General features: G+C 38.6%; 19 protein-coding genes and 2 riboswitches. Of the genes, 6 read left to right on the top strand and 13 right to left on the bottom strand.

Annotated elements, in window-relative coordinates; translation table 11 throughout:
* Positions 1–44 precede the first annotated feature (44 nt).
* Positions 45–668, top strand: coding sequence for a histidine phosphatase family protein (locus M2919_RS07215; RefSeq protein WP_248848501.1), 624 nt, complete (start codon positions 45–47; stop codon positions 666–668).
* Positions 669–711: 43 nt separating this feature from the next.
* On the opposite strand, the gene M2919_RS07210 is transcribed toward M2919_RS07215, so the two are convergent.
* The 12 genes from M2919_RS07210 to M2919_RS07155 form a co-directional block, all read right to left on the bottom strand.
* Positions 712–1,530, bottom strand: coding sequence for a ZIP family metal transporter (locus tag M2919_RS07210; RefSeq protein WP_126762278.1), 819 nt, complete (start codon positions 1,528–1,530; stop codon positions 712–714).
* Between the two features lie 120 nt (positions 1,531–1,650).
* Positions 1,651–2,235 (bottom strand): energy-coupled thiamine transporter ThiT, encoded by a 585-nt coding sequence (gene thiT, locus M2919_RS07205; protein WP_023607022.1) that lies wholly within the window; start codon positions 2,233–2,235, stop codon positions 1,651–1,653.
* 66 nt (positions 2,236–2,301) lie between these two features.
* Positions 2,302–2,407: riboswitch (TPP riboswitch) on the bottom strand.
* Positions 2,408–2,494: 87 nt separating this feature from the next.
* Positions 2,495–2,800 (bottom strand): DMT family transporter, encoded by a 306-nt coding sequence (locus tag M2919_RS07200; protein WP_248848500.1) that lies wholly within the window; start codon positions 2,798–2,800, stop codon positions 2,495–2,497.
* Between the two features lie 10 nt (positions 2,801–2,810).
* Complete coding sequence (locus M2919_RS07195; RefSeq protein WP_126762274.1) at positions 2,811–3,140, bottom strand: DMT family transporter; 330 nt, start codon at positions 3,138–3,140, stop codon at positions 2,811–2,813.
* A gap of 52 nt (positions 3,141–3,192) precedes the next feature.
* Positions 3,193–3,283: riboswitch (guanidine-I (ykkC/yxkD leader) on the bottom strand.
* Between the two features lie 50 nt (positions 3,284–3,333).
* Positions 3,334–3,855, bottom strand: a complete 522-nt coding sequence (locus M2919_RS07190) for an NADPH-dependent FMN reductase (RefSeq protein ID WP_202585064.1) — start codon at positions 3,853–3,855, stop codon at positions 3,334–3,336.
* An 81-nt stretch (positions 3,856–3,936) separates the two neighbouring features.
* Positions 3,937–4,800 (bottom strand): ROK family protein, encoded by an 864-nt coding sequence (locus M2919_RS07185; RefSeq protein WP_248848499.1) that lies wholly within the window; start codon positions 4,798–4,800, stop codon positions 3,937–3,939.
* Positions 4,801–4,817: 17 nt separating this feature from the next.
* A complete protein-coding gene (gene manA / locus M2919_RS07180; protein ID WP_248848498.1) occupies positions 4,818–5,780 on the bottom strand; it encodes a mannose-6-phosphate isomerase, class I in 963 nt (320 codons plus the stop codon).
* 15 nt (positions 5,781–5,795) lie between these two features.
* Positions 5,796–6,662: an ROK family protein gene (locus M2919_RS07175; protein WP_248848497.1), complete on the bottom strand. Its 867-nt coding sequence runs from the start codon at positions 6,660–6,662 to the stop codon at positions 5,796–5,798.
* Positions 6,663–6,813: 151 nt separating this feature from the next.
* Entirely contained in the window at positions 6,814–8,448 is a 1,635-nt protein-coding gene (locus tag M2919_RS07170) for an extracellular solute-binding protein (protein WP_248848496.1), read from the bottom strand.
* A 31-nt stretch (positions 8,449–8,479) separates the two neighbouring features.
* A complete protein-coding gene (locus M2919_RS07165; protein WP_126762262.1) occupies positions 8,480–9,400 on the bottom strand; it encodes a carbohydrate ABC transporter permease in 921 nt (306 codons plus the stop codon).
* A 12-nt stretch (positions 9,401–9,412) separates the two neighbouring features.
* Positions 9,413–10,366: an ABC transporter permease gene (locus tag M2919_RS07160; RefSeq protein ID WP_023607013.1), complete on the bottom strand. Its 954-nt coding sequence runs from the start codon at positions 10,364–10,366 to the stop codon at positions 9,413–9,415.
* Positions 10,367–10,498: 132 nt separating this feature from the next.
* Positions 10,499–11,848, bottom strand: a complete 1,350-nt coding sequence (locus tag M2919_RS07155) for an alpha-L-fucosidase (RefSeq protein WP_248848495.1) — start codon at positions 11,846–11,848, stop codon at positions 10,499–10,501.
* Positions 11,849–12,004: 156 nt separating this feature from the next.
* Here M2919_RS07155 and M2919_RS07150 point away from each other — a divergent pair, with 156 nt between their 5' ends.
* The 5 genes from M2919_RS07150 to M2919_RS07130 are packed head-to-tail and all read left to right on the top strand — an operon-like array spanning position 12,005 to position 18,684.
* The gene (locus M2919_RS07150) at positions 12,005–13,903 is read left to right on the top strand and encodes a beta-N-acetylhexosaminidase (protein WP_248848494.1); all 1,899 of its coding nucleotides are present in this window, start codon (positions 12,005–12,007) and stop codon (positions 13,901–13,903) included.
* Between the two features lie 26 nt (positions 13,904–13,929).
* Entirely contained in the window at positions 13,930–14,400 is a 471-nt protein-coding gene (locus tag M2919_RS07145) for a hypothetical protein (RefSeq protein ID WP_222316910.1), read from the top strand.
* A 12-nt stretch (positions 14,401–14,412) separates the two neighbouring features.
* Complete coding sequence (locus M2919_RS07140; RefSeq protein ID WP_126762254.1) at positions 14,413–15,039, top strand: YesL family protein; 627 nt, start codon at positions 14,413–14,415, stop codon at positions 15,037–15,039.
* Positions 15,039–17,303, top strand: coding sequence for a helix-turn-helix domain-containing protein (locus M2919_RS07135; RefSeq protein ID WP_126762252.1), 2,265 nt, complete (start codon positions 15,039–15,041; stop codon positions 17,301–17,303). The genes M2919_RS07140 and M2919_RS07135 overlap by 1 nt, the downstream gene beginning before the upstream one ends.
* A gap of 1 nt (position 17,304) precedes the next feature.
* Positions 17,305–18,684: a glycoside hydrolase family 1 protein gene (locus tag M2919_RS07130; protein ID WP_023607007.1), complete on the top strand. Its 1,380-nt coding sequence runs from the start codon at positions 17,305–17,307 to the stop codon at positions 18,682–18,684.
* 43 nt (positions 18,685–18,727) lie between these two features.
* Here the strand turns inward: M2919_RS07130 and M2919_RS07125 are convergent, their stop codons facing one another.
* Positions 18,728–19,294 (bottom strand): GNAT family N-acetyltransferase, encoded by a 567-nt coding sequence (locus M2919_RS07125; protein ID WP_126762054.1) that lies wholly within the window; start codon positions 19,292–19,294, stop codon positions 18,728–18,730.
* Positions 19,295–19,339 lie beyond the last annotated feature (45 nt).

Genomic DNA, 19,339 nt, shown 5'->3' with positions numbered 1-19,339 from the left:
TCACTGATAATAGATAGTGAAAAACAGAAGGAGGATATCTTAATATGACAACGTTTTATTGTGTACGACATGGCAAGACAGAGTATAATCAACATCATATTTTTCAAGGCGGAACAGCCGACTCACCGCTTTTACCAGAAGGAAAGCAGGCAGCGACTACTCTTGGAAAGTATTTTGCGAGTGAAGCGATTCAGTTTGATTATGTTTTTGTAAGTCCTCAAGGTCGCGCACAAGATACTGCTCACTATATTGTCGCCGAACTATCGCCTCAGCCAGCACTCACTACCGTCCGTGATTTACGTGAAATGGAATTTGGAAAGTGGGATGGCACACCTGAAGCCGATTATCACCACTTACCAGAATTTCAAAAGCTTGTCCATGAACCACATCTCTACGAAGCAAGCGCACATGGTGGCGAAACTTTTACTGAGTTATTAGAGCGAACGCTCAACGTGTTTAAAAAAATTCAAACTGAGCATCCTGAGGCTACCGTCTTAATTGTGGCACACGGACTTTTACTTCAATCTATTATTAAATACTTTCAAGGTGTTCCTCTTTCAGACATTCGAAAAGGGGAAGCATTAAAAAATACGAGCGTCTCCATTATTGAAGGTCACGCTGATTTATCATTTGACGTGACATCTTGGAACGACACGCATTTTCTATAATATTAAAAAGCTTAACAGCGGTTTAAGGCTGTTAAGCTTTTTCTTATCCCAACGCTACATCTAAAATCATCATAATGAGAAACCCAACCATTACCCCTAGCACACCATAGTGCGTACCGCTTTCTGTTGTTTGTTGCGCTTCTGGTATCAGCTCTTCTACTACGACATAAATCATCGCTCCCGCAGCAAAAGCTAGGGCGTAAGGAAGTAGAAAGGTAACTTTAGCTACAAGTAACGCCCCTAATACGCCAGCGATAGGCTCGACGACTCCAGACGCCTGTCCATATAGAAACGATTTCCACCGACTTAAACCCTCTTGCCTTAAGGGAATCGAAACAGCGGCTCCTTCAGGGAAATTTTGAATACCAATTCCTATCGCCACCGCAGCCGCAGCCAAAACAGCTTTTTCCGGTTGATCAGCATGTGCCGCGGCCCCGAATGCCACCCCTACTGCTAAACCTTCTGGAATATTGTGCAACGTAATCGAAAAGACGAGTAATATCGTTCGTTTTAAATGATTAGGCATGCCTTCTTTTTCTTGGTTAGGACCAAAATGCATATGAGGAATAATACGGTCTGCTAGATATAAAAATAAACCACCTGCTGAAAAGCCTATTCCTGCCACCAGCCATGGAATATCACCATTTTCCGTCGCCTGTGCGATAGCCGGGTCTAATAGCGACCAAAAACTAGCAGCAATCATCACCCCTGATGCAAACCCTAACATTAAATTCAATACATTTTTCTTAATATCTTTGAAGAAAAAAACAAGACCCGCGCCTAATGCGGTCATACCATAGGTAAAAAGTGTTCCTACCAACGCCTGTTGCCAAGCCGCTAATCCAACCATCCAAGATAACATCCTTGCCACTTCCTTTATCATTCTATAACACTATTTTACCATTTTTATTTGTAGGTAGTTAAAAAAACACTTCTTTTTCTAACAGAAATTTTCTGCTGAAAAAGAAGTGTTTAAATATGATTATTCAGAAACGCTTGATGTCACTAAACGCTCAGCTGTAAAGACTTGTGGATACACTTGATATATTAGCACTACACCAATCGCTGTGACTACAGCTGTTAGCAAGCCACTAATTCCATTCGCTACTAATGAGAAAGCGACCGGACCTAATCCCCACAGCGCATATTTACCCCAGAATATGAATCCTGCAACAAAGTGCCAGAAGAAACGAGCTAACGTCCCAATAAAGACCGCTCCCACCATTAATGATAACGTCCCTTTTTGACCGTTATGCATATTCTTTTGAATACGCGATGTAAAAATACCGGCAAATCCTGCAAAAGTAAAAGCAATAACATATTCAATAATGACTTGTGAAACTGATAAGAACCAAACATCTCCTGTTACAAAATGTAGCAAGCCCCACACTAATCCGGAAAATAAACCGGCTGCTAAACCTCTGCGAATCGCATAGATTGATAATGGAATCATCCCTAACGAAATGGTAAAGCTCGTTCCAATCGTTGTGGGAATCATCGACAAGACGATGGCTAAAGCTGCCACAATCGCGCCTTCAATCCACACACGTAATTTTACTGATGTCATAAAAAACTCCTCCTTTAATATTGTATAGAAACTTCCATACAACAAAGGAGGAGTAATAATTGGCTGTTATTACTCCATCACAATCCCTACGCAAGTATTAACAAGTTCAGGTTCGAAGGGTCTAAGCCTGCGCTTATTCTCAGCCTTAAAAAAGGCTCCCCTTTGTGATGGTAAGTTCTATTTAGTTTTCTGACATCCCTATCATCTCATGCTCTTTTCACACAGTCAACTTTTTAAAACCTTTTCTAATCTTGTTATCTTACGAGGTTAGTTTGAGGCCAATCGCACTCACTAATATTAAGCTAATACAAATAAGACGTTTCCAATCATATGGCTCTTTAAACAAAACAATCCCCAGAATCGCCCCGCCTGAAGCGCCGATACCCGTCCAAACCGCGTACGCTGTCCCCATAGCAAGATGTTGCATACTATACGCTAATAAAATAAAACTCAATGAAAAACTGCCAACAAGTGCTAGCAAACGAATAAACGAACGCTTTTGATGAAAATAGTGAATCATTAAGACACCAACCATTTCAAATAAACCAGCTACTATTAAACTCATCCAAACCATTTTAATCTATTCCTTTCTCTGTTGGAGTCACCAGTTTCAAACCTACAACTCCAATTAGTAACATCACAATAAACATAATGCGGACAAATGAAAGTGGCTGTTTGAAAAGTAACGCTTCTAATAACACCGTCCCTGTAGTACCAATCCCGACAAACACAGCGTACACCGTTCCGACTGGCAAATGATTGCCCGCCTCAATCATCCAATAAAAACTTAGAAAAATAGCGACTAGCGTCACTCCCCATTCAATAGGACTACTTGCATGCTTTAATCCAATAACCCATACTACTTCAAATAAACCGGCTATCACAACTTGTACCCAATACCTCATACCATTACTCCTTTCCAATCAAAAAAGCCTGAGACATACTGTATCTTACAGTATCTCCCAGGCTTTTATCCTTCCGTGACGTCTTGCGACGCGTTTTCTCTCGGACCAGACCATGTACATGCGGAACCCTAGAAAACATTTTGATTTAATTCATTATAGTATAAATAAAATTAACACATTTAGCAAGTCAAAACTAGCGAATCGTTTTAAACGCTTCTGACCATAATAATAATTCATCTAACATATCATTAATCCCCGGTAAATGGTGGTCTCCTGGACGGAATTGACTAAAGTTTTCAAAGTCAGTAAACAATGAGAAAGCAGGATTCGTTCTTACTACTGCCACGTATTGCTCACCCATCACTTGACGAAGATGCTCAGCAGCACGTACACCACCTGCCGAACCATAGCTCACAATACCTGCCGCTTTGTTAAACCATTCTTCACGAGCATGATCAATCGCATTTTTTAAGGCAGCTGACATGGAATGATTATATTCTTGTGCAACAAAAATATAGCCGTCTAGTTCAGCAATCTTATCATTCCAACGTTTATCGCCTTCTCCAGTGCCTAAAAAAGGTAAATCATAGTCTAAAATATCAATGATTTCAAACTCATGCTCTGAACGTTGATCTGCGACTTCTTTAACAAATGCAGCAACCCCTGGACTAACACGTCCTTCTCTTGTACTTCCCATAATGATACCAAATTTCAAATTATTTCCTCCTAATTTCATCTTGTAATGTATCTCAACTATAACAACTTGTAATTAGTAAGTAAAAATATATGCTCACATCTATTTTGCTTCCATTGCTAACAGCAAGCAACCGGTAATACCACTATTATCCCCTAAGCCTGTTGGCACGATATAATCGTCCAAATCAGGGGTCACGACATAATCGGCCATTTGTTTTTTAAACGACTCGCGGATAAGAGGAAACAGATGTGCTTGTTTCATCACGCCACCACCTAGAATAATCCGTTCAGGTGACAACACTAGTGTATAAGCCATTAGACCTTGTGCGATGTAATAGGCTTGTGTTTCCCAAACGGCGTCATCTTTCTCTATTTCTGCTCCTGGTTTTCCAGATCTCTCGCCAAGAGCCGGCCCCGCTACCAGTCCTTCCAAACAGTCACTGTGATAAGGACATTTTCCTTGGTATGTATCATTTTCTAAACGTTTTAACTGAATATGTCCCATCTCAGGATGACTAAATCCTTCTAATACCTGACCATTTACGACGGCACCACCGCCAACTCCCGTCCCAATTGTTAAATAAATACAACTGTTCGTTCCTTGCGCGGCTCCTCGATGCAATTCTCCATATGCTGCCGCATTGACGTCAGTCGTCCAAGCAATCGGCACATGATAACGATTTTTTAATGCCCCAACAAAATCAAACCCTTCCCAACCAGGTTTAGGTGTCGCCATAATATGACCGTATGTTTTAGAAGTCGGATTGACATCTATCGGTCCAAATGATCCGACACCTATGCTATGTAACGCATATTGATCAAAAAAATCAAATACGGCTTGAATGGTTGTTTCTGGATTTTCCGTTGGGATACTCACACGTTCTTTAATTTCCAACGCTTCATCACTCACTGCACATACAAATTTTGTTCCCCCAGCTTCAATTGCACCATACCATTTTGTCATGATTTTCTCCCTCACTTTTAGCTATTTTTCGGTCCAGGTGTTGCAACAATTAGCGTCATATTTCCTTCAAATGTCCATTCTGTTAAAGTCGCAGGAATAATAAAATGAACGCCTTTTGTTAATTCCCACTCTCCTTCTTCCGTTTTAATTGCTCCTTCGCCTTCTAATACACTGACTAAAGTATATGTCTTTTCATGAGAAAGAGTTAAAACACCATCAACATCCCAATGTGCGACGTTAAAGTAATCGCTACGAATTAAAGGTGTTAAAACAGATGACTCTTGTTGAACAGCTTCATATATAGGTTGTTCCACATGATGCGGAATAGTCGTGACATCGATTGATTCTTGAATATGTAACTCACGCAACTGTCCTGCTGCATCAGGTCGATCGTAATCGTACAAACGGTAAGTCGTATCACTACTTTGTTGTGTTTCAAGCACCATTACCCCAGCACCTATCGCATGGACAGTACCGCTTGGGACGTAGAAGAAATCACCCGCTTTGACTGGTACTTCTACTAATAATTCCGACCACTTACCGTCTTCAATCGCTTGCGCAAAGGCTTCACGCGTTTTAGCTGTATGACCGAAAATAATTTTAGCACCAGGATCAGCAGAGATTACGTACCAACATTCTGTCTTCCCTAATTCTCCTGCATGTGATTTCCCGTACGCATCATCTGGATGAACTTGAACAGATAAATCTTCTTTTGCATCAATGATTTTAGTTAATAAGGGAAACTCTGTCACGGATGGATGCGCAAATAATGCAGGTTCCTTTTCAAAAAGCTCTTGTAAACTTATACCTGCATATTTCTCTGGTGAACTGATATAACCCATGCCATTTTTATGTGCACTGATTGCCCAACATTCGCCAGTCGTTTCACTTGGAATATCATAACCGTATATATCTCGTAACTTTGTCCCACCCCAAATTTTTTCTTGTAAGACTGGTTTAATAAATAATGGTTGTTTCATTCTCTTATCCTTTCTTTATCGCCCTTGATTTTCAAAATTTAAAGCGGCACCAATCAGATTGGCATCATTTAAGTAATCACAACGCACCACTTTTGGCATCACACTTTCCACACGTTCTTCTTGTAAACGACGGAAAAGTTTAGTCCTTAATTGTTCTGCGATATCATGTCGCTGTGAAATACCGCCACCAATAACAATCGTATCTGGATCAAATGCTACTTGAATGTTATAAAGTCCTTCGCTAATATTTTCATACAACTCGTCCACTGCCAAAACAGCGCGTTCGCTACCACTATCTGCCTCTTCAAAGATTGCTAAGCCTGTATGATCCGTCCCATATTTTTGGTTGAAAATATGCGCCATAGCAACTGCTGTACCAGACGTACTAAAAATACGCTTATTCATGAGTCGCATTAAACCAAATTCACCACCAAACAAATGAGCACCTTTGTATAACTTACGATGAATGAAAATCGATCCGCCTACACCTGTTCCTAAAATAATAAATATAATATGCTCTCCTTGACGGCCTGCGCCGATTTCAACTTCACAAATCCCTGCACAGTTAGCATCGTTCTCAATCGTAAGTGGGAGGTCAAGTAGTGTTTCAATTTCATCAAATATAGGACGGTGATGAATATATGGTACCGCACTAACACCCTCGATTTGACGCGTTTTAGTATTAACAGCTCCAGGCATACTCATACCCACACCTGTTATAACACTTTCTTGACTAGCACGTTCTTTTATTTCTAGTAGTACCTGTTGAAACGTTTCATAATCTTTTGGGGTAGGAATTGCCTCAAACGTTGTCAATTTCCCATCAGACCAAATTCCATTTTTAATAGCTGATCCTCCAACATCTATTGTTAAAATTGCCATTCTGTCACCTCAATCTTCTATTATTATCTCTTACTCTTCTATTATACCTGTTTCAAAAATTGAGAACAATTTTTCTCATTAAAATGAAAGAAAAAACCAAGCGAACTTTCGCTTGGTTTTTCGCCAATGACACTTGAATGTCATAGATAGATTAAGCGTCTGACCAACGATCGTATGCTTGTTGGTAAACTTTCACGTAATCTTTAACTCCCATTGATTCAATCGTTTTAATGAAATTATCCCAGTTATCAAGAGATTCAACCCCTGTAATAAATTTCGCTTCCATTTGCTCAACGTAAGTTGTTAAGTCTGTCGCCATATCGCCAATTTGATCTTGCTCTTCTTTTGTTAAGTAAACAATTGGGAACGGAACTTTAGCGTATGGTTCAATCTTATCTTGAGTTTCTTTCTTGATAAATTCTTCAAATGGGAACGTATCTGGATCATTTGCGTCACGTTTAATACCAGGAATAGATACTTGTTTAGCGGGAACTGGAATACCGTAGTCTACTGTAATCTTACCACGCTCATCCTCAGTCTTATCTAAATCAATACCTTTTGCATAAACACGGACTTTTTCGCCTTTATCGTTTTCAGCGTATTCCCACAATGCACCTTCAGGACCTTGATTCAAGAATTTTAAGCCTTCTTCTGTGTAGAAGTAATCTACCCAACGTAATGCTGCTTCTGGACTTTTCGCATTGTTCGTGACTGCGAATACCCCTGTTGTTAAACGTGGGCTTCCTGGAACCACTGGGTCTTTAGAGTACTCACTTGTTAATGGACCAAACATTGGATCAGTTAAACTTTCCTCTTCATTTTTACCTGTTGTAAAGTAAGAGAACCAGTCTGGGAATAAACCAAGTTGATTGTTGTTTCCTTTTGCTTTCTTTTGCTCATCCGCTTGTGAATAGACTTCTGGGTCTAGTAATTTTTCTTTGTAAAGTTTATTCATGAATGTTAAGTAAGCTTTATAGTTTTCTGTTGTAGGGTTAAATTGTACTTTCCCGTCAATCTCTTCGATTCCTTGTGTTGTTAAACCAAAAGCAGATAATAACCAGTCACGACTACTGTTCATCTCAACGTCAGTCAATGGAATCTCATCTTTTTTACCGTTACCATTTGGATCTTCATCACGGAAACGAACGAGTAAGTCGTAAAACTCATCCACAGATTTTGGTAATTCTTTCACGTCTAATGCTTTCAACCAATCTCCGTTATACCATAGTGGACCACGTGGCCAAATAGACGTATCCCCCATACCGATAGTTGGTAAGCTATAAATATGTCCATCTACTGATGTAATAGATTTCTTAATTTCTGGATTTTCTTCTAATACTTTATTTAAGTTTGGTGCGTATTCAGGGATTAAGTCTTCTAAAGGTACTAAGATTCCTTGTCCACCATAATCCACTTCCATCGCACGCGTTAAGTTAGTTGAGCCTGCTCCAAAAATAATATCTGGTAAATCACCACTAGCAAATGCTAAGTTTAACTTTGTAGAGAAGTCACTTAATGGCGGTGTTGTATATTTAAAATCAATATTTGTCATCTTAGCATATTCTTTTAGCATTGGCATATCTGACCACTCTGCTAAACCTGTTCCTGGTGCAATCATCCCCATACTTAACTTATCTTTGGTAATTGGGAATCCTTCTTTATTGACTTCAATCGAAGCATCAGCTTTGCTTTTCGCTTTGCCTCCTTCACTTCCACCATTGCCACAGGCAACTAATGCTAATGAACAAACAAGTAAACCACTAACTAAAGCTTTTTTCTTATACATTTTTTTCTCCCCTTTACTATTTTTATGTTGACTACCCTTTCAATGAGCCAATCATCACGCCTTTAACGAAATAACGTTGAAGGAATGGATAAACGACAATCACTGGCAGTGTAGAGACAATCATGACACCATATTTAATAACTTGAACCAATTGTTGCTTACTGTAAAGCATTTCCGCTGTACTCGCCGAAACATTTGTTGCGGTTGAGTTAGACGATAAATCTTGTAAAACGAGAATTTCTCTTAATACCATTTGTAACGGATACATACTCTTGTTAGAAATATAGATTAACGCGTTAAAGTAACTATTCCAGTGCCCAATCCCATAGAACAATCCCATAACAGCGATAATTGGCATAGATAAAGGTAAAATGATTTTAATAAACATTTTAAAATCCGAACAACCATCGACAATCGCGGCTTCTTCCATCTCTCTTGGAATACTTGACTGGAAGAACGTACGTGTCACGACAATATTATAAACAGAGGCTGCGTTTGGAATGACTAACGCCCAAATCGTATCAATCATACCTAAGTTTTTAATTAGTAAATAACTTGGAATTAAGCCACCGCTGATGAACATCGTGAGTAACATAAAGTTCATAAATAGTTTTTTCCCATAAAAGTCCACTCGCGATAACGCATAGGCTGCTGGTAACGTCACTGCTAAGTTAATCGTTGTTCCTAAAGCAGTGTAAAAAATCGTATTACGATAACCGCGCCAAATATTTTCATTTTGAAAAATCGTCTTATACCCTTCAAACGTAAACCCTTTTGGCAATAGCCACATCTCTCCAGAGTTAACAAACTGCGGCTCACTAATTGAAGCACTGACGATGTAAATCAATGGATATAAAACAATGACCAATGCGAGCGCTAAGAAAAGGTACACGAATCCCACAAAGATTTTATCAGCTTTTGTATCCTTAATTTTTATTGCATTTGCTGCCATGTGTATCCCCTCCTACCATAAACTAACTTCGCTGACTTTACGTGACACTTTGTTCACGACAATCAGTAAGGTTGCATTAATTAATGATTCAAACAAACCAACGGCTGCGGCATAACTATATTGCGCATCTAACAAACCTTGTTTATAAACGAATGTTGCAATCACGTTAGATGACTCTAAGTTTAACGCATTTTGTAATAGCAAGATTTTTTCATATCCTGTTGCCATTAACGAACCAAAGTTCATAATTAACAAGATCACCATCGTTGGTAAAATTGTTGGAATATTAATATACCAAACACGTTGTAAACGCGTTGCTCCATCTACGGTTGCTGCCTCATGTAACTGTGTATCAACACCTGATAGTGCTGCTAAATAAATGACTGAAGCCCAACCCGTTCCTTGCCAAACGCCTGATAAGACGTATAACGTTTTAAACCATTTTGGATCCGTCATAAACGCAATTCGTTCCATTCCTAACGCTTCTAACAAGTGATTGATAATCCCGGTTGAAGGAGATAGAAAAGAAATCAACATCCCACTAATAACGACTACCGAAATAAAGTGTGGCGCATACGTTACAGTTTGAGTAAATTTTTTGAAAAAACCGTCTTTCGCTTCGTTTAATGCTAAAGCTAAGATAATAGGTAATGGAAACCCTACCACTAAACTGTATAAGCTAATACCTAATGTGTTTTTCAATAAGTCCCAAAAATAATACGAATTAAAAAATCGTTGGAAATGTTTGAAACCTACCCAAGGGCTTCCCCATATTCCTAATGATGGCATATAATCTTTAAAGGCAATGACCACCCCATACATCGGCCCATAAGCAAAGATTAAGAAGAATAAAAATGCAGGAAGGACAAAAAGATAAAGTTGTTTACTATTTTTAACTTTTTTCCAACTAATTTTTTTCTTCTTCGGCGATTCATTGGTGATTTTTTTTGTTGCTACTTCTGCCATGTGTTCCTCCTCCTTATCCCTTTTCGTGTTTTATCGTTGTCGATAACACGAAACGATAGAACGCTTTCATTTGCACTCTAATCATAAAGTGCAGCGCTATCATTTGACAATATGTTAATTTTATTCAATGTGTTAGTTTTGTTTTACAAGCTTGAAACCCCAATAACCATGCGTTTTCACAAGACAATCAGGTAAGGTGACTACTAGTTGATTTCCTTCTGTATGAAGTAATAACTCCGAGTGATTAGCCATATCTACACAGGCAGAAAAAGCAAAATCATGGATACCTAGCTCACTTAAATAGAGTCGATTTTCTGTTGAACCTTCATTAACTTTCGTAAAACAATAATACGCATTTGCTGTTTGTGTCACATACCACTCAGAATCTATCACACGATTTTTTAAAGCCCGCGTGCCATAAATGCCTTCGCTATACACCGACATAAATTCACCCAAGTCCATTAAAATTTGTGTCTCTTCTTCGGTAATAGTGCCATCAGGTTTAGGCCCTACGCCTAAGATAACGTTACCGCCTTTACTCACGACTTCTAAAACCGTTCTAATGATTTCTTCACTGGATTTAAATGTGTCGTTTGGCACATAGCCCCAATCGTTTCCTAAGGGAATATTACTTTCCCAGGGTTTATTTGGAATGTCGCTTTCATCAGGAATCTTACGTTCAGGGGTAACATAGTTTTCATGACGCCCCCCCATCATCCGATCCACCATAATTAGCTCTGGATTTTTTTCTCGAGCGATTTCAGCTAGTCGGTCCATATCTAAGTCTTCTTTTCCTTGACCACACCACCCAGCATCTAACCATAATAAATCAATCGGACCATAGTGATGTGTCAACTCGTGAATTTGACGATGAACAAATGTCACATATTTTTGCCAACGCTCTGGATGGGCTAAAGGATTGTAGCTAGCCGTTCGCCCCTTCTTTTCTCCGTCGTCCGTCCAGTAGTAACTCGAATACCAATCTGCTTTAGAATAGTATGCTCCCACACCTAGATTGGCTGCTCGGAAAGCCTCGACAAACTCTCCCACTAAATCACGTTTACAAGGACTTAACTTCCCACCGACCTTAAATCCTGTTTCTTCCGTATTAAATAAATTAAAACCATCATGATGCTTCGTCGTTAAAATTCCGTATCGAATACCTGCTTTTTGACATAATGAAGCCCACATGTGTGGTTGATAATGGACAGGATTAAATGTTTCGATCAAATTCCAGTAATCGCGTTGCAATACCTCTACCGACTCTCGCCAACTTCGTCCTTCTCGCGCCCATTCATCTTCTTCTGATAACTGCCATGACTCCACAATGCCCGCTTCTGAATAAAGGCCCCAATGAAAAATCACACCGATTTTCATATCTTGAAACCATTCCAAACGTGCTTTTAACATTTCTGTTTCTGGGTAACTAGTCGTGTCTTCTTCGTGCGTTCTCGTCACAATGTCTCCTCTTATTTGATCCATTTTCTCACTCCTCGCCTTGGTTAATGAATGGAATTAACTTTACTTTAACGAGATTAGAGAGCACTCGCAATATGTATCTTTTTTCCGCTATGTATCTTCGCCAAGCGATTGCAACCGCTTTATTTGAACCGTATAATACACATTGAGGTGATAATAATGAAGAAATTAAATTTGATAACTGTTGACACATCGCTCCAAACTATCTTGAATCACTGGCAACATAATCATTCCGCTTTTTCCATAGACACAGAAGGGTTTCCCGTTGACATTACTGTTAATGCCAGACTGGATGAAACCATAAACGTTAGTAAAGATATACACTCTGGTACCATCAGCATCGCAGAACCGCGTTACTTATCTCGCGCGCTATTTCTGTGGCTAACGCTAGCTGATAAGCAACCCACTTTTTCTTACTCTGAAAAAGCTGCGTTTAAAGAAGTGGGGACGATGATTGATTGTTCTCGTAATGCTGTTCCAACCCTCGACACTTTAAAATCATGGGTACGCTATTTATCAGCCTTAGGTTATACGCAACTCATGCTTTATACAGAAGATACATATGAAGTCCCAGAACTTCCATATTTTGGTCATTTTCGCGGACGATATACAGCTGAAGAAATCAAAGAGCTTGACCAATATGCTTCCTTATTTGGTATCGAGCTCATTCCATGTATTCAGACACTAGCGCATCTTGAAAATGCACTCAAATGGTTCCCTATGTCAGAACTACGAGATACAGAAGATATCTTACTTGTTAATTACGATGCGACGTATCAGTTTATTGAACAATTAGTCGCAACCATTGCAGAAAACTTTACCACTCGTCGTATCCATATCGGTATGGATGAAGCGCAGCGCCTAGGATTAGGACGCTACTTAGAAGAAAATGGTTATCACAATCGTTTTGATATTATGAATCAACATCTCACTAAAGTCATGGAGATTTTAAAACACTATCATTTAAAACCGATGATGTGGAGTGATATGTTTTTCCGTCTAGGATCTAAAACGGGTGATTACTATGATTTAGATAGCCATATTCCTGAAGAAGTGAAAGACAAAATACCTGACGTTGAAATGGTTTATTGGGATTATTACCATACTCAACAATCAGAATATGAAACGTTAATTAAGAGTCATCAATCGTTAGAACGTCCCCTTATTTTCGCGGGTGCAACGTGGACATTTAATGGGATGGTGCCTAATTATAGTAAAACGTGGCGCACGACCCAAGCTGCTCTTTCCGCTTGTAAACAGCAAAATGTCAAAGAAGTTTTCTGTACTCTGTGGCTTGATGACGGTGCTGAAACCTTATTAGAAACTGCTTATCCGGGACTTAGCTATTTTGCTTCTCAAAGCTATCCATCTGAAACAGGCATAGACGTGACAGCTGAGTTTTTTGAAACACTTTTTAAAGCACATTTAAATGATTTTCTATCATTAAATGATTTCGACTGCACACCGGGTGTGGATAAAGAGAATATTACCGCTAGTCATCCAGCTAAATTTAGCTTATGGCAAGATCCATTACTAGGCTTGTATGATGGCAATACTGCGAAGCTCTCATTAAAAGACCATTATGAGCAGTTGACAATAAAATTGCTAAACGTTTACAATAAAGAGAATCCGTTATTTAACCATAGTTGGCAATTTTATCAACAACTAGCACGTGTTTTAACTATTAAAGCCGATATTGGAAAAGAAATTCGCTCGGCTTATTTGAAAAAAGATAAAAAACAAATGGCTGACTTAGTGATTCAGATAGATTTACTAACCAAAGAAGTGGATACCTTACGGACTTATCACCGTGATGCTTGGTTCCATGCGAATAAACCGTTTGGTTGGGAAGTGCTCGATATTCGCTATGGGGGATTAATAGCGCGCCTTCATTCGACTTTATGGCGTCTCGAGCAATGGATACAGCATGACGTAGCAATCGAGGAACTAGACGCTGAGCGCTTAATTAATCTGCCACAGTCTAGTCTTGATAAAGGGAATCTTGGTCGTCAGCTTTATCAACACATTGTTAGCCCTAGCAAATTATCAAACGTTTAATATCGGTAAGATAAAGGAGTGTATATATGAAAAAACTCGTATGGGCAATTCCCTTTCTCATCTTGTTGAGTCTACCAACGATTTGGCAAAAGTTACAAAGTCAAACCATTAGCTATCATGACTATCAAATCACAGGTAAGATAACAGATGAAGAAAGTATTAAAGACGCAGTCGACGTCGTACTTATTAACAACGATGCGGCTAATTCCGAAAACATTGAGGCGTATCTCGATACACTCTCACCAGAAAGTCGCAAGGCTACCAAAAAAGAATTAACGACTTTTTTTAAAACTTACGATGTTACTCACGATATTCTTTCGATAAAGGTTTTAGAACAATCTAATCAAAAAATCGTTTTAGAAGTAACGAAAGAATCTCATAATCACAATCAAGCAACCTTCACTGATCATCGTGCTGAAAATGTTATTACCTTACAAAAACAGGCAGGAAACTGGCAAATCGTGGAAACATTTTTAAACAATACTCAAAAATTATAAAGGAGGGATACGATGAAAGGTCTTGTTAAAACAAGCTACACTGTGGGTGAGTTTCTCTTAACGCTTATCAAGCTACAATTTTACTGGATTGTATTTACATTAAAAGGCGGTATCATTCTAGGCATTTTCCCAGCTACTGCTCTGGTTATAGACTATTATTTGCAATCCTTTAATCATACTCCTTTCACACTTTCCTATCAGTCGCTCAATCAGAAATGGCGTGCTTATTTAAAAGAGACAAACATACTAGGCTATCTCATGACTGGCGTTTTAGCCGTACTCTATCTTGATTTACGAATTTCTCAACATTTTATAGGCAGTACTTTTTTACACTTTTTCTTAATTTTCTTGCTATGTTTAGCTTTTGGTACCTTTTTATATGTGTTACCAAGCTATTTGCGATATGAAATGCCGACATTACAACATATTAAACAAGCATTCTTCCTGCTTATTGCAAATATCTTAGATGTTGTTGCCATGCTGCTAGGTGTCATGATTGTTACAGGTGTTTTCGTCTTATTACCGATTTTATCTATTGTAGGCTTTATGCCGCTACTTGCTTTACCAGTTGCTTGGTTTAGTCTAATCAGTATGAAAAAAATCGAAACACAACAAACCCCTTCTTCAGGTGATGTTTAATGTTAGATTTTCTAAAAAATTATAAAGAGAAAGTACTAAAAAAGTACTTTCTCACCTACTTATTAATTTTTCTCATCCCGTTTATTATCCTAACTATTTCGCTCTATCAATTTTCTGCAGGAAGTTATAAAAAACAAATTGAAGAAGCGAACCTCAATAACCTAGCACAGTTAACGACTTACTTGGATAATGAATTTAAAGGATATCAGAATACGGCAAACAGCATCCGAGTCAATCAAAAACTTAGCTCATTTTACTTGAATCATCCTTACTATAGTTTGGATGCCAAATTAGAGCTGAATAAATATAGTGTCAATAATATGTTTGTTAAAGAACTATTCATCTATTATCCACAAAAAGAACAATTTTACTCACAACACGGAAATTATGACTTAAACACATTATTACGCTATAAGTACGACATGATTGACTTCAATGAAAAACAGTTTTATGACAATCTCACCACCCATTCTTTACAAATTACTTCAGATAGTTTTAAAGAAAACAATCAAGAAGCATTATTAGAAATCTTTATTCCTATTTCAAATAAAGACGCCTTGCACAGTGCGACTGTTGTATTTTTTATTGATGCAGGGAAGATGAAACAGTTTTTAAAAGAGATGAACCACGACTTTTCTGGTGAAATCTTTTTGTTTTCTAACAATGGAAACCTCGTCGCTAGTACTAGCAATGACTTCAGCCAAAAAGATATTGCGAAACTATTTAACGCGCAAGGAAACGAAAATACAATTAACAGAGAAACCTATGTTCTCGCACGTTCAACGCTTGCTAATGACAGTCTCAGCTTAATGACGATTGTAAATAAAAGTGAGCTTTACACACCTTTCTTAAAAGTCCAGGCCATTTTCTTCTTGACTATGTTAGTGCTGTTTGTGATTGGTATTTTGTTAAGTCTCTTTATGAGTTACAACCAGTACAAACCCATTCAACATCTCAACACACTTTTCGATGAAATTGCCAAAAAAGAAGAGGAACAACCAACGGCTTCCCAGCAAGATGTGTTAGCAGCACTTAATCAGCAAACATCACATTTAATTGAAACAAACTATGCGTACAATCAACAACTTCAAGAGCAACATGTTCAATTGAAATCCCAGTTGTTAACCCAACTTTTAGAAGGTAAGCTAGATAATCAAACAATCCAGACTTTTATCGAGCGTGGTTTACTTTCACAAATGGCTGGTCACTTCTGTGTTGGATTGATTGGTGTTCGTGCGAATGACACATCATTTAATGTAAAATTTAAATCGATTTTAATGGCGACGTTCCCTTTAGAAAATGAAGATGTCTATATTGAAGCCGTAGAATTACCTTTTAAAAAAGAATACATTGCTATCATTATTCAATTTTCTCAAAAGATGAAGAATACACAGCGTATTGAAAAATTAGCATTAAATATTACACATCAAATCGATGAACTCGTGAAACACCGCAACACGTATTATTTTGGTTCAATCTACGACGACTGGGCGAAGATTAATCAATCTTATATTGAAGCCATTTCTTGTCGCGACTATTACGCATATCGCTTAGAAAATCGTAACATCTATGCGTATCAGCAACTTCCTAATAAAGAGGAACAGGATGTCTTGTATCAACTCGATACAGGTATGATTGTCCAACTCGAAAATGCCCTAGCAGACGGAAATGAAGAAATTAGCCGACAAGCTATTGAAACACTTCTGACTGCATCAAATACCCAAACGCTACCACCTTATTTATTAAAATCATTATGCTTTGAAATTTTAAATACCATGATTAAGACTGCAAACAAGATGAACGTCACTCTGGAACCAGAATGGATTAAAAATGTGGTCAATGCCAGTACCCTTTTCACCATCATGACAGAGTTACAACAACTCGCGCATTTTATTTGTGAAAAGGTAAAGGCAAACGCGACGGTAGAAGAAAGTCAAATGAAGCATGACATCTTCGCCTACATTCATGAACACTTCCGCTCTCATGATTTCTCATTAGAGGAGTTAGCTCTTGAGTTTGACTTTTCAGTATCCTATCTCAGCAAATTAATCAAAGAAGAGACAGGTGAAACATTCTCAAAACACGTTCAACAACTAAGATTAGACTACATTCAACAACAGCTGATTGAAACGGATGATACCATCAAAGTAATCATTCATGATGCGGGATACTACGATGTTTCAAACTTTACACGTAAATTCCGTCAGCTCGTTGGTGTAACACCTGGACAATACCGACTATTAAATCAGAAGAAGGAGAATTAACATGACAAAATCATTTCCAAAAGGCTTTTTATGGGGAGCAGCAGCATCTGCCCCACAAACAGAAGGTGGCGCTAATTTAGGAGGTAAAAGCCCGTCTACTTGGGACGTCTGGTTTGAAAAAGAACCCGAGCGATTTTTTAATCAAGTAGGCCCTAGCAATACATCTGATGTTTATCATCGCTATGCAGAAGATGCTGGTCATATGAAAGCGATGAATTTAAACTCTTACCGAACTTCCATTGCTTGGACACGCCTGTTACCAGACGGCAAAACACTCAATCCAGAAGCGGTTGCATACTATCGTGACTATTTCCAAACATTGCGTGAAAACGGCGTGGAACCTGTGATTAACTTATTTCACTTTGATATGCCATGGTGGATGATGGAAAAAGGCGGTTGGGAAAATCGTGAGATTGTCGACCACTTTGCTTATTATGCCGATCAAGCATTTCAAGCATTTGGTGACCTTGTAAAAAAATGGGCGACATTTAACGAGCCAATGGTTCATATCGAATGTGGCTACCTAGGAGACGCTCACTGGCCAATGGTCAATGACATGAAACGTGCGGTACAAGTTGGCTACCATACATTACTAGCGCACTTTGCAGCCGTTAAAGCGTTTCGTGAAGGCAACTATGACGGAGAAATTGGTACTATTTTAAATCTATCACCCGTCTACCCTAAAGATGACGCACCTGAAAATATTGAAGCAAAAGAAATCGGCGAAGCTATTTATATTAAAAGCTTGTTAGACCCGATTGTCTTAGGACATTTCAACCCTCGTCTAACAGCTATCTTGAAAGAAAACGACTTAATGCCTAATAAAGAAGCACACGACGATGACTATCTAAACTATCGTATTGACTTCTTAGGCGTTAACTATTATCAGCCCGTTCGCGTCCAACATCAACCAGAAGGAAAACGCCCTATTGAAAGTCGTGGCGATTTAGTACGCGGTTATAACTGGCCTGATAAAAAGATGAACCCACATCGTGGCTGGGAAATCTACGAAAAAGGGATTTATGATATCGGTATGACGATTAAAAATGATTATGGCAATATTCCATGGTTTATCTCTGAAAATGGAATGGGTGTTGAAGGAGAAGAGAAATTCGCAGATGCAGACGGTATCATACAAGATGACTACCGTATTGAATTTATCGAAGGACATTTATCTTGGCTACACCAAGCCATTGAAGAAGGTTCAAACTGTTTTGGCTACCATTTATGGACCTTTGTCGATTGTTGGTCTTGGCTTAATGCGTATAAAAACCGTTACGGATTTTATCGCATCGACCTCGAGCAAGATGGTAAACGAATTCCAAAACAAAGTAGTTTTTGGATGGCCGATGTTATTAAAAATAACGCCTTACCAAAATAAAAAAAACGTGAAGCAAGCTCAAACTTGCTTCACGTTTTTCATTTTAGTCTAAGTACAATGACATATGGTCGTACAAATGATTACTAATTGTTACTAAACCGTCTGTTTCAAACCCAACACGATGATACAATTTTTTGGCACGTGGATTTTCTTTATCTACGTTCAATCCGATGCGGTCTGCGCCTTGTTGTTTCGCAAAGTTTGGTAATGCTTCAAGTAAACGGGCACCAATTCCCTTACCGCGCTGATCCGCTCGAACAGCTAAACTATCCAGATACCATTCTTCTGGGCTGGCTTCTTTATCATGAAACATTTTCTCACTCTCATCTATTCCCATGCGACTAAAAACATCCGTCAATGGTAAGTCGATAATCGCTTCTTCATGTTCCATATAACCAAACGCGACCCCTAAAATCTCATTGTCTTCTTCTAGTACTACCGCACGTTTATACCCGTAACGGAAAGTTTCGTCACGGAATCCTTCGCGTAATATCTCCGTTACTTTCTCTTCCCCATGTTTTAGTAAAAATTCTAATTCCATATCTTTTAAAATAATCATAATTAAAGGGATGATTTGTTCAACATCCGATAATCTTGCTTCTCTTATCATCTTTGTTCCTCCTAAATATTGTCACCTATGCTCTAATCTAACGGA

The sequence above is a fragment of the Vagococcus lutrae genome (assembly GCF_023299185.1).
In the GTDB taxonomy this organism is placed as follows: Bacteria; Bacillota; Bacilli; order Lactobacillales; family Vagococcaceae; genus Vagococcus_A; species Vagococcus_A lutrae.
Note: the sequence above shows the minus strand (reverse complement) of the source record. Positions and strands in the feature narration are given on the sequence as shown.

Excerpts from the sequence above, each read along its gene's own strand:
- M2919_RS07210 (WP_126762278.1), bottom strand. The coding sequence starts at position 1,530 with ATGTTATCTTGGATGGTTGGATTAGCGGCTTGGCAACAGGCGTTGGTA.
- M2919_RS07160 (WP_023607013.1), bottom strand. The coding sequence starts at position 10,366 with ATGGCAGAAGTAGCAACAAAAAAAATCACCAATGAATCGCCGAAGAAG.
- M2919_RS07130 (WP_023607007.1), top strand. The coding sequence starts at position 17,305 with ATGACAAAATCATTTCCAAAAGGCTTTTTATGGGGAGCAGCAGCATCT.
- M2919_RS07200 (WP_248848500.1), bottom strand. The coding sequence starts at position 2,800 with ATGAGTTTAATAGTAGCTGGTTTATTTGAAATGGTTGGTGTCTTAATG.
- M2919_RS07135 (WP_126762252.1), top strand. The coding sequence starts at position 15,039 with ATGTTAGATTTTCTAAAAAATTATAAAGAGAAAGTACTAAAAAAGTAC.
- M2919_RS07140 (WP_126762254.1), top strand. The coding sequence starts at position 14,413 with ATGAAAGGTCTTGTTAAAACAAGCTACACTGTGGGTGAGTTTCTCTTA.
- M2919_RS07150 (WP_248848494.1), top strand. The coding sequence starts at position 12,005 with ATGAAGAAATTAAATTTGATAACTGTTGACACATCGCTCCAAACTATC.
- M2919_RS07165 (WP_126762262.1), bottom strand. The coding sequence starts at position 9,400 with ATGGCAGCAAATGCAATAAAAATTAAGGATACAAAAGCTGATAAAATC.
- M2919_RS07145 (WP_222316910.1), top strand. The coding sequence starts at position 13,930 with ATGAAAAAACTCGTATGGGCAATTCCCTTTCTCATCTTGTTGAGTCTA.
- M2919_RS07155 (WP_248848495.1), bottom strand. The coding sequence starts at position 11,848 with ATGGATCAAATAAGAGGAGACATTGTGACGAGAACGCACGAAGAAGAC.
- manA (WP_248848498.1), bottom strand. The coding sequence starts at position 5,780 with ATGAAACAACCATTATTTATTAAACCAGTCTTACAAGAAAAAATTTGG.
- M2919_RS07175 (WP_248848497.1), bottom strand. The coding sequence starts at position 6,662 with ATGGCAATTTTAACAATAGATGTTGGAGGATCAGCTATTAAAAATGGA.
- M2919_RS07125 (WP_126762054.1), bottom strand. The coding sequence starts at position 19,294 with ATGATAAGAGAAGCAAGATTATCGGATGTTGAACAAATCATCCCTTTA.
- M2919_RS07195 (WP_126762274.1), bottom strand. The coding sequence starts at position 3,140 with ATGAGGTATTGGGTACAAGTTGTGATAGCCGGTTTATTTGAAGTAGTA.
- M2919_RS07170 (WP_248848496.1), bottom strand. The coding sequence starts at position 8,448 with ATGTATAAGAAAAAAGCTTTAGTTAGTGGTTTACTTGTTTGTTCATTA.
- thiT (WP_023607022.1), bottom strand. The coding sequence starts at position 2,235 with ATGACATCAGTAAAATTACGTGTGTGGATTGAAGGCGCGATTGTGGCA.
- M2919_RS07215 (WP_248848501.1), top strand. The coding sequence starts at position 45 with ATGACAACGTTTTATTGTGTACGACATGGCAAGACAGAGTATAATCAA.
- M2919_RS07185 (WP_248848499.1), bottom strand. The coding sequence starts at position 4,800 with ATGACAAAATGGTATGGTGCAATTGAAGCTGGGGGAACAAAATTTGTA.